This window comes from Streptomyces sp. NBC_00873, from assembly GCF_045207415.1.
In the GTDB taxonomy this organism is placed as follows: Bacteria; Actinomycetota; Actinomycetes; order Streptomycetales; family Streptomycetaceae; genus Streptomyces.
Genome location: NZ_CP108803.1, coordinates 9,305,588 through 9,319,841, shown reverse-complemented (window position 1 = coordinate 9,319,841; position 14,254 = coordinate 9,305,588). Strand labels below are relative to the sequence as shown.

15 protein-coding genes and 2 pseudogenes are annotated in these 14,254 nt (G+C 67.2%); 9 read left to right on the top strand and 8 right to left on the bottom strand.

Going from position 1 to position 14,254, the window contains the following annotated elements:
- Positions 1–32 precede the first annotated feature (32 nt).
- The 6 genes and pseudogenes from OH809_RS43365 (at position 33) to OH809_RS43340 (ending at position 4,247) form a co-directional block, all read left to right on the top strand.
- Positions 33–929: a polysaccharide deacetylase gene (locus OH809_RS43365; protein WP_406415281.1), complete on the top strand. Its 897-nt coding sequence runs from the start codon at positions 33–35 to the stop codon at positions 927–929.
- A gap of 111 nt (positions 930–1,040) precedes the next feature.
- Positions 1,041–1,358, top strand: a complete 318-nt coding sequence (locus tag OH809_RS43360; protein ID WP_406415283.1) for a hypothetical protein — start codon at positions 1,041–1,043, stop codon at positions 1,356–1,358.
- A 227-nt stretch (positions 1,359–1,585) separates the two neighbouring features.
- Positions 1,586–1,957, top strand: a complete 372-nt coding sequence (locus OH809_RS43355) for a hypothetical protein (protein ID WP_406415285.1) — start codon at positions 1,586–1,588, stop codon at positions 1,955–1,957.
- Positions 1,927–2,484: pseudogene (locus OH809_RS43350) on the top strand (helix-turn-helix domain-containing protein); the annotation flags it as partial. The gene OH809_RS43355 and the pseudogene OH809_RS43350, both read left to right, overlap by 31 nt.
- Before the next feature lie 112 nt (positions 2,485–2,596).
- Positions 2,597–3,874: an ISL3 family transposase gene (locus OH809_RS43345; RefSeq protein WP_406415286.1), complete on the top strand. Its 1,278-nt coding sequence runs from the start codon at positions 2,597–2,599 to the stop codon at positions 3,872–3,874.
- A 37-nt stretch (positions 3,875–3,911) separates the two neighbouring features.
- Positions 3,912–4,247, top strand: a complete 336-nt coding sequence (locus tag OH809_RS43340; protein WP_406425450.1) for an integrase core domain-containing protein — start codon at positions 3,912–3,914, stop codon at positions 4,245–4,247.
- 163 nt (positions 4,248–4,410) lie between these two features.
- On the opposite strand, the gene OH809_RS43335 is transcribed toward OH809_RS43340, so the two are convergent.
- Positions 4,411–5,604, bottom strand: a complete 1,194-nt coding sequence (locus tag OH809_RS43335) for a M14 family zinc carboxypeptidase (protein ID WP_406415287.1) — start codon at positions 5,602–5,604, stop codon at positions 4,411–4,413.
- A 281-nt stretch (positions 5,605–5,885) separates the two neighbouring features.
- On the opposite strand from OH809_RS43335, the gene OH809_RS43330 reads away from it, so the two are divergent.
- A complete protein-coding gene (locus OH809_RS43330; RefSeq protein ID WP_406378336.1) occupies positions 5,886–6,941 on the top strand; it encodes a M14 family zinc carboxypeptidase in 1,056 nt (351 codons plus the stop codon).
- Between the two features lie 354 nt (positions 6,942–7,295).
- Positions 7,296–7,982, top strand: a pseudogene (locus OH809_RS43325) (helicase); the annotation flags it as partial.
- 327 nt (positions 7,983–8,309) lie between these two features.
- On the opposite strand, the gene OH809_RS43320 reads toward OH809_RS43325, so the two are convergent.
- The 5 genes from OH809_RS43320 to OH809_RS43300 all read right to left on the bottom strand — a co-directional run bounded on the left by OH809_RS43320 (position 8,310) and on the right by OH809_RS43300 (position 11,542).
- A complete protein-coding gene (locus tag OH809_RS43320) occupies positions 8,310–8,546 on the bottom strand; it encodes an IS3 family transposase (RefSeq protein ID WP_406415289.1) in 237 nt (78 codons plus the stop codon).
- A 26-nt stretch (positions 8,547–8,572) separates the two neighbouring features.
- Positions 8,573–9,202 carry an IS3 family transposase gene (locus OH809_RS43315; protein WP_406425448.1) on the bottom strand — a complete coding sequence of 210 codons (630 nt, stop codon included), beginning with the start codon at positions 9,200–9,202 and terminating at the stop codon, positions 8,573–8,575.
- A gap of 17 nt (positions 9,203–9,219) precedes the next feature.
- Positions 9,220–9,441, bottom strand: coding sequence for a transposase (locus OH809_RS43310; RefSeq protein WP_406415291.1), 222 nt, complete (start codon positions 9,439–9,441; stop codon positions 9,220–9,222).
- Between the two features lie 104 nt (positions 9,442–9,545).
- Positions 9,546–10,493, bottom strand: a complete 948-nt coding sequence (locus tag OH809_RS43305) for an NAD(P)-dependent oxidoreductase (protein WP_406415293.1) — start codon at positions 10,491–10,493, stop codon at positions 9,546–9,548.
- Positions 10,494–10,774: 281 nt separating this feature from the next.
- Entirely contained in the window at positions 10,775–11,542 is a 768-nt protein-coding gene (locus OH809_RS43300; protein WP_406415295.1) for an SDR family NAD(P)-dependent oxidoreductase, read from the bottom strand.
- 320 nt (positions 11,543–11,862) lie between these two features.
- Between OH809_RS43300 and OH809_RS43295 the strand changes: the two genes are divergently transcribed.
- Positions 11,863–12,060 carry a helix-turn-helix domain-containing protein gene (locus OH809_RS43295; protein WP_406415297.1) on the top strand — a complete coding sequence of 66 codons (198 nt, stop codon included), beginning with the start codon at positions 11,863–11,865 and terminating at the stop codon, positions 12,058–12,060.
- Positions 12,061–12,069: 9 nt separating this feature from the next.
- Here OH809_RS43295 and OH809_RS43290 read toward each other — a convergent pair whose 3' ends face one another.
- Together OH809_RS43290 and OH809_RS43285 are read right to left on the bottom strand one after the other, a co-directional pair.
- A complete protein-coding gene (locus OH809_RS43290) occupies positions 12,070–12,909 on the bottom strand; it encodes a CPBP family intramembrane glutamic endopeptidase (RefSeq protein ID WP_406415299.1) in 840 nt (279 codons plus the stop codon).
- 400 nt (positions 12,910–13,309) lie between these two features.
- Positions 13,310–14,224: a DUF5937 family protein gene (locus tag OH809_RS43285; RefSeq protein ID WP_406415300.1), complete on the bottom strand. Its 915-nt coding sequence runs from the start codon at positions 14,222–14,224 to the stop codon at positions 13,310–13,312.
- Positions 14,225–14,254 lie beyond the last annotated feature (30 nt).

Below are 14,254 nucleotides of genomic sequence, written 5' to 3'. Positions count from 1 at the left end.
GCTCCTGCTTCTCTGGATCTGAAGGGACCGTCATGACCACCCCCACCGGCGACGCCACCCAGCCGGCCGCCCCGATCACCTGGCCGACCGGCTTCCGGGCCGCCGCCAACCTCGGCTTCGACCTCGACGCCGAGGACGTCGCCCTCACCATCGACCGTGGCACCCGGGACCGTCTGTCCGTGATGAGCCACCAGGCGTACGGCGCGCTGACCGGCGTACCCCGCGTGCTCGACCTGCTCGACCGGTTCGACCTCAAGGCGACCTTCTTCGCGCCCGGGTACACCGTCGAGCGCTACCCCGACCTGCTCCGGCGGATCCGCGATGCCGGCCACGAGATCGCGCACCACGGGTACATGCACGAGGCGATGGCCGGGCTGTCGTACGAGGAGGAGGAGGCCGTCATCGACCGCGGACTCGAGTCGCTCGACAAGGTGCTCGGCGTCCGGCCCGTGGGGTACCGCGCGCCGCTGTGGGAGACGTCGTACTCGACGGCGGAGATCCTGCTCGACCGCGGCTTCCTCTACGACTCCAGCCTGATGGACTCCGACCTTCCCTACGAGCTCGCCGAGCGGCCCGGCGACGGCACCCGCTCGATCGTCGAGATCCCCGTGTCGTGGGCGCTCGACGACTGGGAGCAGTTCGCCTTCGTCCCCGAGGTCTTCGGCCCCGGCGTCATCGAGGACCCCGCCAAGGCGCTGTCGATGTGGACCGGCGAGCTCGCCGAGGCCTACCGCTACGAGTCCTGCTTCACCCTCACCATCCACCCGTTCCTGAGCGGCCGGCTGGGGCGGCTGCGCGCGCTGGAGTCGCTGCTGGAGACGATGGCCGGGTTGCCGGAGCTGTGGGTCACCACGTGCGGGGAGATCGCGGAGCACGTGCGGTCGCTGGAGCTGACGCCGCGGGTGTTCCCGCAGCCGGAGGTGGACTGACCGGAGGATCGACGTTTTGCGTACCCCGCTTGCCAGCAGATTCCGCGATCGACTTGGCATTGAGGCAATGCGCGGCACATCCGCGCGTTCTCGGGCTCATGGGAGAAGAGCGTGATCGGAAGGTCCTTGGCCGCGCTCGCGGTCGCGCAGGTGGACCAGAGCCCGATCGGCGACCAGGTCCCCGAGAAGTCGGTGGGTCCCGTGGAGGACGTCGACAAGGGAGCCTGCTCGACCAAGGTGACGAAGGATCTCGGGCAGCGCATCACGCAGGTCAACGCCGCCGGCGTCCGGTGGTCGGGCGCGACGACGGACTTCGTCTATCGCGTCGGAGCGACCTCGACGCTCGGCGTCGTGGTGTCGCTCACCGGCAAGGCGGTGACGAAGAACCGCGTGGCCAGTCCCGTGCTCGCGGCATCGGAGCACGCCTGATTTCGGACGTGATCGACGGTCACCAGGGTCGTCAGGGCGCTGACCCGCCAAACCCTGACGGCGCCTCCACCCGGCCTTGCGGTCGGGCTCGACAACTGACCCTGTTGCCCATTTGACTGATGACTGGTCGTCATGGTGCTTCTGGTGTCAGGCTTGCCGATGCGGCCGGTTGTCTTCCGTTCCCCCGGTCGCGGGGTGGGAGCGGTCGTGTCGATGGAGCCGATGCCGTGGCCGGAGCCGCGCCTGAGGTCGCGCGGGCGGTGCGGGCGAAGAACTACGGGTGGAAGGTCCCGTTACCGGTGGCGGTGCGTGACCGGCTGGGTGAGCTGTTCCCGGACGCCGAGTACGCCCAGGCGTTCGGGAAGACCGGGCCGGCCGGCTGGTCGCCGGGGCGCCTCGCGCTGGTCACGGTGTTCCAGCTGGCCGAGAGCCTGACGGACCGTGCCCTTGCCGATAACCTCATCCGCCCTGGTGGGGGTGGGTGTGCCGGGTTTCGCGGATGCCGACAGCGATCGCTCAAGCAAGGGCTCTCGCGCTGCCGGCGGTCACTGCGGCATCATGATCGACCGTGCTGCTTCGACTGGCTTACCTCGGTGTGACGAACACGTTCGCCATGCTGCGCCTGCTACCGATGGGCGACAGGGACAAGGACATCGAGATCCTCGCCCAGCGCCACCAACTGTCGGTGCTGGAGCGTCAATTCGGCAAGGCGAAGGTGCGGTTCAGCCCGAGCGATCGAGTGTTTCTGGCGGCGCTGCTGCATCGGCTCCCGCTGGACGTACTGCGCCGGCTACGGCTACTCGTTCAGCCGGACACCGTGCTGCGCTGGCACCGCGACCTGGTCGCACACCGCCACGCTGCCGCGTCACGCCCGAAACGACCGGGACGGCCGCGTACCGTGCAGTCCATCCGCGTTCTTATCCTGCGCCTGGCACGGGAGAACCCCAGCTGGGGCTACCGCCGCATCCACGGCGAACTGATGGTCCTCGGCGTGAAAGTGGCCGCCTCCACCGTCTGGGAGATCCTGCGGGACGCCGGGATCGACCCGTCACCCGAACGGAGCTCGAGTACCTGGGCGGACTTCCTGCGTTCCCAGGCCGAGGCCCTGCTGGCCTGCGACTTTTTGGGCTCTCCTGTCGCTTCCGTGGGTCGTTGACCAGGGCTGATACGCAGAACACGCCGTACCCGGGGTACGTTTCGACTGCTGAAGGTACGAAACGAATAAACCTGGATACGGCGTGCAAAGTAAGAGTATATGGGTTCGGTTGCTCGGTTTCGAAAAGACGCTGATCGAGCAGGTCGAGGCCGAGGAGGCAGACCCCGAGGGCGGTGTCGGTGGTGAGCTGGTGATCGTGGCGCATGTCCGACCGGCGAAGGGCCACAGGGAGCGGTGCGGGATCTGTCGGCGCAAGGTGGCGAAGTACGACGCTGGTGAGGGACGCCGCCGCTGGCGGGCCCTGGACCTGGGCGTCATCCAGGCATTCCTCGAGGCCGACGCGCCCCGGGTCTCCTGCCCCGAGCACGGCATAGTGGTCGCCTCGGTTCCCTGGGCGAGGCACGGCGCCGGACATACCCTGGCGTTCGACGCGCAGGTGGCCTGGCTGGCGACCTGCTGTTCCAAGACGTCCGTCACCCAGCTCATGCGGACCGGTTGGCGCACGGTGGGCAACATCGTCGCCCGGGTCTGGGCGGACGTCGAGAAGTCGGTGGACCTGTTCGCCGGGCTACGACGGATCGGTATTGACGAGATCAGATACAAGAAGCGCCACAAGTACCTGACCGTCGTGGTGGATCACGACTCTGGGCGTCTGGTCTGGGCTGAGGCCGGCCGGGACAAGGCCACCCTGCGTAAGTTCTTCGACGCCCTGGGGAACGAGCGCGCCGCGAAGCTCACCCACGTGTCCGCGGATGCGGCCGACTGGATCTCCACGGTGGTCGCCGAGCGCTGCCCGCAGGCGGTACGGGTGATGGACCCGCTTCACGTCGTTCAGTGGACCACCGACGCCCTGGACGTCGTGCGCCGTCAGGTGTGGAACGCCGAGCGCGGAGGCAAGGGCAGATCCACCCGAGGCTCGAAGTCCCTGAAGAAAGCCCGCTTCGCGCTGTGGAAGAACCCCGAGGACCTCACGGCCGGGCAGCGGGCCCAGCTGCTCTTCATCGCCAAGGCTCACCCGCTGCTCCACCGGGCGTACTTGCTCAAGGAAGGTCTGCGCACCGCCCTCAAACAGGGCCCCGACACCACCGAGGCGCTGTGGGACTGGGTGCTCTGGGCCCGCCGCTCACGGATAGCGGCCTTCATCGAGCTGCAGCGCAGCATCGTCAGACACTTCGACGCCATCACCGCCGCCGCCGAGCACGGGCTGAGCAACGGCCTGGTCGAGTCCATGAACACCAAAATCCGACTGATCACCCGCATCGCCTTCGGCTTCAAGGACCCCAAGTCCCTCATCGCCCTCGCGATGCTCAGCCTCGGCGGCCACCGACCCCAGCTACCAGGCCGTCAACTCACGAACTGACCACCCACGGAAGCGACAGGAGAGCCAGTTTTCCGACCTGTTCAACACGGTCCTGCGGGATGCGGAGATAGAGGTCGTACTCAGTGGCGTCCAGATGCCGCGAATGAACTCGATCATGGAACGCTGGGTGCAGACCTGCCGACGCGAACTGCTGGACCGCACCTTGATCTGGAACCAGCGACATCTGATCCACGCCCTGCGCGAGTTCGAACACTTCTACAACGGGCACCGACCCCATCAGGGCATCGCCAACGCCCGTCCGCTGTACCCGCTGCCCACGCCGATCACCGATCCGCACGGGATAACCCGCCTGGACATACGACGACGCGACCGCCTCGGCGGTACTCTCCACGAATACCAACATGCAGCCTGACCTCGGTGGATGAGGTTTTCGGCAGGGGCAGGGTCCGCGGTCCGGCAGGCGTGAAGCGGCACCTCCCGGCACGGCGGCGGTTCCCCTGGCTCCGGACCGAAGTGTCGGTGCGGAGCCAGGGGAGAGCCGGACTGCCGGGCGATGCCGCGGGCCGTCCACTCCGTCAGACGCCGGGGCCGTCGGAAGGCAGCGTGACGCGCTTCGGGATGGCGTCGTAGACGCCCGTGTCGAGGGAGTTCACCGAGCCGTCCGCGACGGCGTCGACCAGGCCGCCGAGCCCGGTCTCGACCATCTTGGCGAGCATGCCGTTGCGCTTCATGCCGTCGTATTGGGTCTGCGAGGACGTCTCGAAGAGAATCGCCGCAGAGCCGCGCAGCTGGTACGAACCGAGCGCGGTGCCCGGCAGGTTGGTGGACTGGGGGTAGAGGGTCAGGTCGCCGTAGGAGGACTTGCCCCGCTTCTGGAGTGCCTGGTAGACGGCGACGTTGGCCCGCTTGGAGGCGTCCATGTCGAACTTGGGCCAGCTGCCGAACTCAGCCGGGTTGTCGATGAACTTGGCCGAGATGGACAGCGGCGACATGCTCTCCATGTCATCGGTGGCGTAGCAGGACCACTGGTTGTGCAGGTCGACGAAGTAGTCGACGGTGCCGAACTCCTGCTCCAGCGAACGGTAGACATTGCGGGAGGTCTGCGCCTCGGGAGTGATGTACCAGCCGGTGTCGGCGCTGTCGCCCGGGAAGTCCTTGGCGGCGGGAACGTAGTCCAGGTTCGGGTGGAAGTCACGATTGATGTCGAAACCGCCGACCCGGGAGTTGTAGTTCCACGACGGGGACGCACCCGCCAGCTGCGGGAAGTCGGCGACGACCTCGTCCCAGGTCATGTCATTCTGCCGCTGGTCGAGCTCGCCTCCGTCGACGTTCAGCCGGGGGATGACCACCACGGTGACGTTTTTCCGCAGCTTCTTGGCCGCCGGGCTGTTAGAGCCCCACTGCTTGAGCAGCTCCAGGGCCGCCTCGGTGCCGTGCATCTCATTGCCGTGGATCTGCGTCTGCACGTACACGACCTTGTCGCCCTCGCCGACGCGCGCGGTGTGGATGGCGCGGCCCTGGTTGGAGTACCCGGCCACCTCCACGTCGACGGTGCCGCCGGTGCTGGTCTCCAGCTGCTGGAGAGCGGTGGTCAGTTGCGCGTAGTCGGCGAAGCCTTCGTTGCCGGATCCGGAGGCCTCGGTGCCGCAGTGGGACACCGGCGGGATCGCGCCGTTGGTGGGGTTGCCGGTGGCGTTGGCGGCGACGGTGGAGAGGCCGGCGATCAGGGCGGTGCTCGCCAGTGTGGCGACCCAACTCCGAGCGGACATTCACTGCTCCTCAGGTTTCGTAAGGCGCTTCCGAGGGGGGCGTGCGCCACTCTAGGCGGCCGAGAGACATCTGTGAATGGGGGTCTTGCTCCTGTCGCATACGCGCCTGGCCCGGCGGGCGGCCGTCCTGCCTGCAACGGCCATGCACTTCGCGATATTTTCCCGCCAAATGCTCTCATCTGCAGTAACGCCGCTTTAGACGCAAGGGCATTGACGGGTTTTCACCAAGATCATAGGCTCGCCCGCCGTCAGACGCTGCTCGCGACACCAGGGAGAAACACATGCGTAGGTCCAGTGCTTTCGCCAGATCCGCCCGTACTACTACCGCCGCCCTCACCGGCGCACTCCTGCTGACCGGTGCCCTGTTCAACGGCACCGCCGCTGCGGTCGGGGAAGGCCCCGACTACCGGGGCAACGAGACGATCAACACCTCGATCCTGTCCACCTACGACGATGTGGCCCGCTTCCTGAAGGACCAGGACGCCAAGCAGGACGCCATGAAGCTCGAGGTGATCGGGCAGACCGTCAAGGGCCGCGACATCCACCTGGTCAAGTACGTCAGCAACCCGGACAACCCGACGATCCTGTACCTGGCGCAGCAGCACGGCAACGAGCAGCTGACCACCGAGGCCATGCTGCACACCATCAAGTCCCTCGGCTCGCCGTCCAAGGCCTCGCTGCTCAAGAAGGTGAACGTCCTCTTCATCCCGATGTTCAACGCCGACGGCGCAATGGGCGACGTGAACTTCCCCCTCGACGGCTACCTCGCCAAAGGCGAACGCCACCTGACCCGCTACAACGCCAACGAGGTCGACCTCAACCGCGACCACGTGGCCAAGGAGCAGCCCGAGACGCAGGCCCTGCACGAGAACGTGCTGCGCGCCTACGACGTGGACTACGCGATCGACCTGCACCACCAGGGCACCCAGTCCCGCGTGAACGGGGATCTGGTGTCCGGTTCGATCCTGTACCCGACGACCCCGGACGTCTCGCCCGAACTGGTCGAGAAGTCCAAGCGGCTCGGCTCCGTGGTGTACCACAACGTCGACCGCACCGGCTGGGGCCACATCGGCCGGTACGACGGGGGCTCGGCCAACACCATCGGCCGTAACGGCATGGCGGCCGAGTACGGCATCGCCACGCTGCTGTTCGAGATGCGCGGGATGAGCGACCACGAGTACGCACCGTATGTACTCGGCCAGAAGTCCAACGGCTACCTGATCCGGCAGTCGGTGGTCACCATGGAGGCCACTATCCAGGCGGTCGCCGACGGCTCGATCGACCAGGCGGACACCTCCTTCTGGGACACTCTCCCCCAGCAGTGCAACACCTGCTGACGACGGCACCACCGCGGTGAACCCCCGGGTCACCGCCCCTCGGAGGGCGGTGACCCGGGGGTTCCGCTGCCCGGCAGGCCCTCAGAAACTGGAACCTAAAGCGGGAGCCCAGGAGCACGTCGGCCGGTGAAGTCGGTGAGTCGACCTGAGGCGCGGTGCCGGGATTGCTCCCGGTCCGTTTCCTCAGGCCGCTCTCCGCACCCGCCGTGCGGCTCACACCGCAACGGGCTCTCCACGGAATCTGCCGTAAGGCTGTGTTCTTGCAGGTCAACGCCAGGGACTGGGAATCTTGCTGCCTCGGTGGCGGTATCGGGTGACGGGCACCCGCGCCAGGGCGAGTAGTTATTTATCGACAGCTCGCTGGACGACCCGGACGGCACGTACGGCGCGTGGCTGGCCGAACTGGGGCTCTCGGAGGCGATCGAGCGCGAGATCCTCGCCGGATTCGAGATCGACGTGCTGGAGATCCGCGACCCCTCCCCCGTCCTCGGGGAGTCGGAGTAGGCGCGGCGGGGCCGGCGCCTCGCGCTCCTGCAGACGGCGCTCCTGGAGCACGCGGCGGCGTACAACCTGCGCACCGTGATGACGTTCCACCAGAAGGTGGAGGAAGCCGCCGCGTTCGCGGAGAAGCTGCCGGAGACCGCCGCCGAGCTGTACGTCAACGACGCCTCCGACGACGACCTGGCGGCCGCGGACCGGCTGTCGAAATCGTCGATCGCCGCGGAGTTCTACGAGCTGGAGGCCGACCGCCACGTACCCCCGGACCGGGTGTGGTCAGCGTGGCTGTGCGGCGACCACCTCGTGTCCGAGCGGCGGGAGGTGTTGCGGCAGTTCGCCAACAGCATCGACGCGGCCGGTCGCCGGGTACACCGCGCCTTCCTCGCGAGCGTTCGCGTGCTCGGGGAAGGCGTGGACATCACCGGCGAGCGGGGCGTGGAGGCCGTCTGCTTCGCCGACACCCGCGGCTCCCAGGTAGAGATCGTGCAGAACATCGGCCGCGCGCTCCGGCTCAACCGCGACGGCAGCACGAGGAGACGGCGTACCACTACCTGCCGGGCCAGTCGCCGGTCCTGCGCGCGAGACACAAGTGGCCCCGCATCAGCAGCACTCGCGGTGACCAAGCCCCCATGGGCAGCAGCACGCGACAACGACCGAGCATTCATACCCACCAGAACACCCCGGCGCCCACCCGGTGAGCACAGGAATGTGCATCCTCACGTCAGCCGGATACCAAGTGTGCTAGGCCGAACTAGCAGGTGATGACAGCAACTCAGTCACCCCATGACAGCCGAGATCTACAGAAGACGAGTCGGAAGAGACCAGCTCAACGCACTATGAAGTTCCCCCCTGATCTTGGACAGCGGTTGCTTACGCTGCGGGGGTGAAGTCGTGCTGCAGCCTGGCTCGGGTTTCGAGTGGGGTGAGGTACCCGAACTCGGGGTGCTTGCGGAGCCGGGTGCGATTGTACTCGACTTCGATGAAGCGGAAGACGTCGGCGCGGGCCGCCTCGCGGCTCTCCCAGACGGTGGTGCCGATCTCCGCTTTCAGCAGTCCGAAGAAACTCTCGGCTGCGGCGTCATCGCAGCATATGCCGGTTCGTCCCATGCTCTGTCTCAGGCTCAACTCCCGTATTACAGTGCGGAATTCGCCACTCGTGTACTCGCTTCCGAACGATCGGTGTGCATGATGCAGCCGCACTGGAGGTCGCCGCGGCCGGCGGCCATCCGCAGCGCGTCGGTGACCAGCTCGGCACGGTGGTGTTCGGCCATCGCGTACCCGATCACCTCGCGCGTCGCCAGGTCGATGACGGTCGCGAGATACCACCAGCCCTCGACCGTCGGCAGATAGGTGATGTCGCCGACGAGCTTCGTGCCGGGCCGGGTGGCGGTGAAGTCGCGGCCGACCAGGTCCGGGGCCGGTGCGGCCTTGGTGTCCTGCTGCGTCAGGTGGCGGCGCCTGCGGCGGGTGACGCCGCGGATGTCGCGCTCGCGCATAATCCGCTCGACCTTCTTCCGGTTGATCGCATGACCCTTGCGCCGCAGCGCGGCGTGCACGCGCGGAACACCGTAGGCACCCCGTGAGGAGGCGTGGATCTCACGGATCTCCTCGGCCAACGCGTCCTCGGCGCACCGACGTTCGGCCGCTGCCGGCCGGGCGCCCAGCCAGGCGTAGTAGGTGGAGCGGCTGATCCCCGTGACGCGGCACAGCAGGGCCACGCTGTAGCCGCCGGGGTTGGTCCCGGCGGCCTTCTCCGCGTCGATGAAACGGCACAGCGTGCCTACTTCATCGACTCCTTCGCGAAGAAGGCCGCGGCTTTTTTCAAGATCTCGATCGTCTGCTGCTGTTCCCGGCTCTCCCTGCGCAGCCGCTGGAGCTCTTCCCTCTCCGCCGTGGTCAGCGCGCCGGGCGCCCCCTCGCCGCGGTCAATCTTCGCCTGCTTCACCCAGCCGCGAAGCCCCTCCGGACTCACACCGAGTTCCCGGGTGTCCAGTGCGGGCATCGCCATACTCGTCCCGGGTCATCCGGCGCTGCTTGGGCGGGTGGGCTGTCCGTTCTCATCGAAGCCAGTCGCCGTCTCATCCAACCCAGTCGAGCTATAGCCGGTCAGGGGTGCGGTGACAGGCCGTCGCCCACGGGGACGTTCTGGGCTTCCAGCGTGAGGCCGGAGTTCCTGGCCTGCTCAAGGATCAAGGCGGCGAAGTCCTCCTCGGCATGCCCTGCCCCGATGGCACCCGCGACGAGCTGAGCGGTGGCGGCGGCGAGAGGCATCGGGACCTCCAGCTCGCGGGCTGCGGACAGCCCCAGATCGAAGTCCTTGCGCAGCAGCGGCATGGTGAACGTCGGTTTGAAGTCCAGGTTGACCATCGCTGGCGACTTGTAGCGGGTGTAGACCGAGCCCATCACGGAGCCGTTGAGGAATTCCAGGAAGGCGGCACGGCTGACACCGCCCTTCTGCGCGAGGATGGTGATCTCGGCGAGCGACTGGGTGACGACACCGAGGAAGACGTTGTGCGCGATCTTGACGAGACGGGCGACTTCGTCCTCACCGACGTAGGTCACCCCGTGCCCCAGCAGTGCCAGCAACGGCTCGACCTGGTCGAATACCTCGCGCGAGCCGGAGACCGCGACGGTCAACTTCCCTGCGGCGATCACCTGCGGGTTCCCGCTCACCGGGGCGGCCAGGAAGTCGGTCCCCCGCTTGGCAGCTGCGGTGCGGATCAGCGCGGACATCTGCGTGGACACCGTGGAGTTGTCAACCAGCGCCCCCGGTGCGGCATCCGGCGAGGTCAGCACGCCGCCAGGGCCAGTCGTGACCGCCTGCAGGTCGGGCGAGGCGGAGACCATGGTGAAGACGACGTCCCGGTCGGCCAGATCGGCCGGCCGGTCGACGATCGCGGCTCCCCGTTCAGCCAGTGGTTCGGCCTTGGCGCGGGTCCTGTTGTAGACGGCTACGTCATGCCCCGCGTCCAGCAGCCGGGCGGCGAGCTGGAAGCCCATGCGGCCGGTACCGATCCAGCCGATACGCGGGCGGTCCTGGGCGACATACGTCATTCCTCTACCTCAATCCTGGAAGACGGCTCGAGTGGTGCGGCCCCGCGGCTCACGGGCCGGACGGCGGCATACAACCGACAGGCGACGGCCTTCGCATGCGCTTGCATGAGCACCCCCGCCCTGCCGGACACGGTGCCGGTCGAAAGCGGTCGCCTGCCAACTACAGCGCTCAGCGCCTCGTTCATGTGCGGGTGAAGGCTGCGGTGGTGTGAAAAGGCCCAGCAGGACGCTGTGGCCCCCAACCACCTGATACTCCATCGCGCGAACCTGCCCTTCTCGGGTCAGAACCAGCCGCCGTCGGCCTGGACGGTCCGGCCGGTGATGAACGAGGCATCGTCCGACACCAGGAACGAGACGACCGCGGCGATTTCGGAGGGCTGGGCCATCCGCCCGAGCGAACTGGCAGTGCGAATGAGCGTGTTGAAATCAGTATCGACGTCGGGATGGACGTAGTGGGAAGCCGCTTGAGCAGACATGTCGGTGACGGTTCCACCAGGCGCGATGGCGTTGATGGTGATGCCGCGCCTACCGAGTTCAGGGCTGAGGTTGAGCGCGATGCATTCGACAGCGGCCTTACTCGACGCATACAGGGCGTGGTAAAAGACCGCCTTGTGGGCACTCTGCGATGACGTCAGTACGATCCTCCCTCCTTCGCCCATATGCCGTACCGCATTCTGTACGGCGAAGAACTGGGCCCGTGTGTTGATGGCGTAGACACGGTCGAAGTCGGCAGGGGTGACGTCGTCCAGCTCGCCGAAGTACTCGATTCCGGCGTTGCTGGCCAGAATGTCCAGTCCACCAAGAGCTTCGGCGGCCTGATCGGCCAGCCGCCGGATCTGGTCCGGATCACTGACATCCCCCTTGATCGCGATCACGCGGCGGCCGTCGGCGGCGATCTCGGCGGCGAGCGCTTCGGCCGCGTGGCCGCTGCTCCGGTAGTTGAGCGCCACGTCGGCTCCGTCGGCGGCGAGCCTGCGGGCCACAGCGGCACCGATCCCTCGTGCGCCACCGGTGACCAGAGCCTTCCTGCCTGTGAGCTTTCCGCTCATCGGTCTTCTCCCGTCCACGGGAATCCGGTACTCATACCGAATGGGGGCAACATGGTGTGAGGGTGCCAGAACTCACGGCAGCAGATGACTTTCCTCATAGAAGTGGGCGTGTCCTCGTTCACCCCGTTCGCCCCTGGGCCGTCGGCATACGAATCGCCCCGGCCTGGGCACCGACGCCACTCGGAGCAAAGTCCGGCCCCGAGTGGCACACCCGCCGTTCCGGCACCAGCTCGCCCCGCCTCCGGCCAAGACAACTGGCCCGCAATCGACGCACGAGGGCCGGAAGCCCTGCCCACCCCCGGCCGGCCCCGTCGCCGTTCATGCCGATCAGCCACCACCGACAGCGCGGGCTTGCCCGCGGCCAGACCGGCGGACGGCCCCCACGGCTCACCCCGGAACAGATCGAACTGGCACAACAGCTCTACGACTCCGGCACCCCGGTCCCGAAGATCGCCCGCACCTTCAAAGCCTCGCCCGCCACCATCTACCGCTACATCACACCCAAAGCGGAGAAGTGACAGCCGGGCTTATCGCAGGATCAACACGGCCAGCGTCCCGATAACTGCGTTGGCGGTCACGTGCACCAAGTAGGTGATCAGGATGCCACCGCTACGCACGCGCATGACACCCAAGACGAACCCCCAGGTCCCCGCCATGATCATGCCGACGGGGCCGGACGGGAAGCCCACGAAATGCGCGGCTCCGAACAACACAGCCTGCAGCACCACCGCGGCCCTGACCCCCCAGACCGAGGCCAGTTCGGTCAGCAGCACCCCCCGGAAAAGCATCTCCTCCCACACCGGATTGACCAGGGCGAACGCCACGATGCCCAAGATTGCGAGCCAGAGCGGGAGTCGTTGCAGCTCACTCATGTATTCCGGTGGCTCGGGCCGCACAACGAGGACCCATGCCGTGAGCGCCGCCGCACTGAGCACCACAGTTGCCACACCCAGCCACGGGGCCTCGGGGGTCAACGATCCGCGCGTCAGCCACGGAACCGCCGGTCTCAAGGCGGTACGGCGACCAGCGAACAGCAAGCATCCCAAGGGAAGCACGCACACCAGAACCGTGGTGACCGCGGGCGGCCACCCGCCGAGAATCCCCACCGCGAAACAGCCGAAGAGCGGACCGATGAACACCGCCACGCGGATCGCCGGCGCCGATCGCAGGACGCAGGCGCCGATGATCAGCACGACCGCGACCACACCGACGATCGCCGTCCGGGCAGGCGCCTCCGGCCGGATAGGCAGGACCGCGCATACGCCCAGAGCGACGATGCACGCTCCAGCAAGTGTCGTCCCGACGGAGGAGAAAGCTCTCCCGGCGGCCAGCTGCGGCGGCGCCGAATCTTCCAGCTCGGAGGTCATCCATGGCTCCGATCAACTTGCTGGCAGCAGAGGGCAGGCAGATCATCCTGCTACATCACGCCGAGAACGCCGATCGCAGGTCTCGCGGACACGATGAATTGAGACACAGTCCGCCGTCTATGTTTGGCGGACACGACATTGTGAGATTCCGGCAACGGCACGTCTCGCCACACACGGCATCACGCCTGCTCAGAGCGCCGACACGAAGCTAGATCAAATGAGACGGGACACTCGTTCGCCTTCGGTGAAGATCACCAGTGGTCGGCGGGGACGGCTGGGGTCATCTGTTCGGGCTTCGCGGGCAGCGGCTTGCAGTCGGCGACGGCGTCGTGCGGGCCGCCGAGGGGGTTGGTTGCGGTAGGCGCCGCGCTTGACTGACCACCAGCAGCTCCCCGACCTGTCATGGCCGCGGCGAGGCCGCGTCCAGGAGAGCACGTCCAGCCTTGGTGAGCTCGTGCGTGGCCGTGCGACCGGCCCGGCTGCTGTCGATCAACCCGGCGTCTCGCAGGATTGCCAGGTGTTCGCTGGCCGTCGGGGGGGTGACGCTCACCAGCCTGGCCACAACGGTCGTCTGCAGCGGAGTGGCGAGCGCGGCCAGGATCCTCGATCGAGTCACCCCCAGAAGACGGTCAAGCGACCTCGGAGTGGGAGGTGCCGCCCAGAGGTACCGCCCGGATGCCGGGTAATAGATCGCCGGAGTCCAGTGGTCCGAGGTGGTGCACTGCATCCGGTCGGTGATGAACAGCGACGGTACGAGAATGAGTCCTTCAGGGCAGTCGACGTCGATGTCGACGGTCTTCTCGACGGTGATGGTGTCGCCTTCGCACGCAGCGGAAGGGTGCAGGCGCGGAAGGACTGCGCGCAGCCCCTCGCGGTTGACCTGGATGGCCCGATCCAGCATCTCGGCACGCAGCGCCTGCCGCATGGACGGCCATTCCGGTTCGACAACTGCCTTCCAGAGGCGGCGCAGCGCATCGGCGGCCTCGGACCTGGCTCGGTCGGGGTCATCGAGCAGTCGGCGGCCCATTGCTGCCCCGCGCCCCATCGTTGCGTCGACCAGCTCGGCGTACGTCTGGTCCGCCGGCGCGGCGAGGAGGGCATGCATGCCTTCCTCGAACGTTGGCTCACTGGACATCGGCGATGGGTCGAGGAAGTCGGGTCGATACGCGCCATCGGCCATGAAGACCGTGAGCGCCCCCAGGTCGGGGAGCGAGAGACGGCGGTGGCGACGGCGAAGCCACGGGTGGAACATCGGGTGACGCTGCGGTTCGGTCAAGAGCTGGGCAAGACTGACCACTTCGTGGATCGGCGACATCGCCCACCGCACGCTCGCAGCACCAACGCC

Bases quoted from the DNA above. Each gene is read 5' to 3' on its own strand.
- OH809_RS43365 (WP_406415281.1), top strand. From the start codon at position 33: ATGACCACCCCCACCGGCGACGCCACCCAGCCGGCCGCCCCGATCACC.
- OH809_RS43335 (WP_406415287.1), bottom strand. From the start codon at position 5,604: ATGTCCGCTCGGAGTTGGGTCGCCACACTGGCGAGCACCGCCCTGATC.
- OH809_RS43330 (WP_406378336.1), top strand. From the start codon at position 5,886: ATGCGTAGGTCCAGTGCTTTCGCCAGATCCGCCCGTACTACTACCGCC.
- OH809_RS43320 (WP_406415289.1), bottom strand. From the start codon at position 8,546: ATGGGACGAACCGGCATATGCTGCGATGACGCCGCAGCCGAGAGTTTC.
- OH809_RS43310 (WP_406415291.1), bottom strand. From the start codon at position 9,441: ATGCCCGCACTGGACACCCGGGAACTCGGTGTGAGTCCGGAGGGGCTT.
- OH809_RS43305 (WP_406415293.1), bottom strand. From the start codon at position 10,493: ATGACGTATGTCGCCCAGGACCGCCCGCGTATCGGCTGGATCGGTACC.
- OH809_RS43300 (WP_406415295.1), bottom strand. From the start codon at position 11,542: ATGAGCGGAAAGCTCACAGGCAGGAAGGCTCTGGTCACCGGTGGCGCA.
- OH809_RS43295 (WP_406415297.1), top strand. From the start codon at position 11,863: ATGCCGATCAGCCACCACCGACAGCGCGGGCTTGCCCGCGGCCAGACC.
- OH809_RS43290 (WP_406415299.1), bottom strand. From the start codon at position 12,909: ATGACCTCCGAGCTGGAAGATTCGGCGCCGCCGCAGCTGGCCGCCGGG.
- OH809_RS43285 (WP_406415300.1), bottom strand. From the start codon at position 14,224: ATGTCGCCGATCCACGAAGTGGTCAGTCTTGCCCAGCTCTTGACCGAA.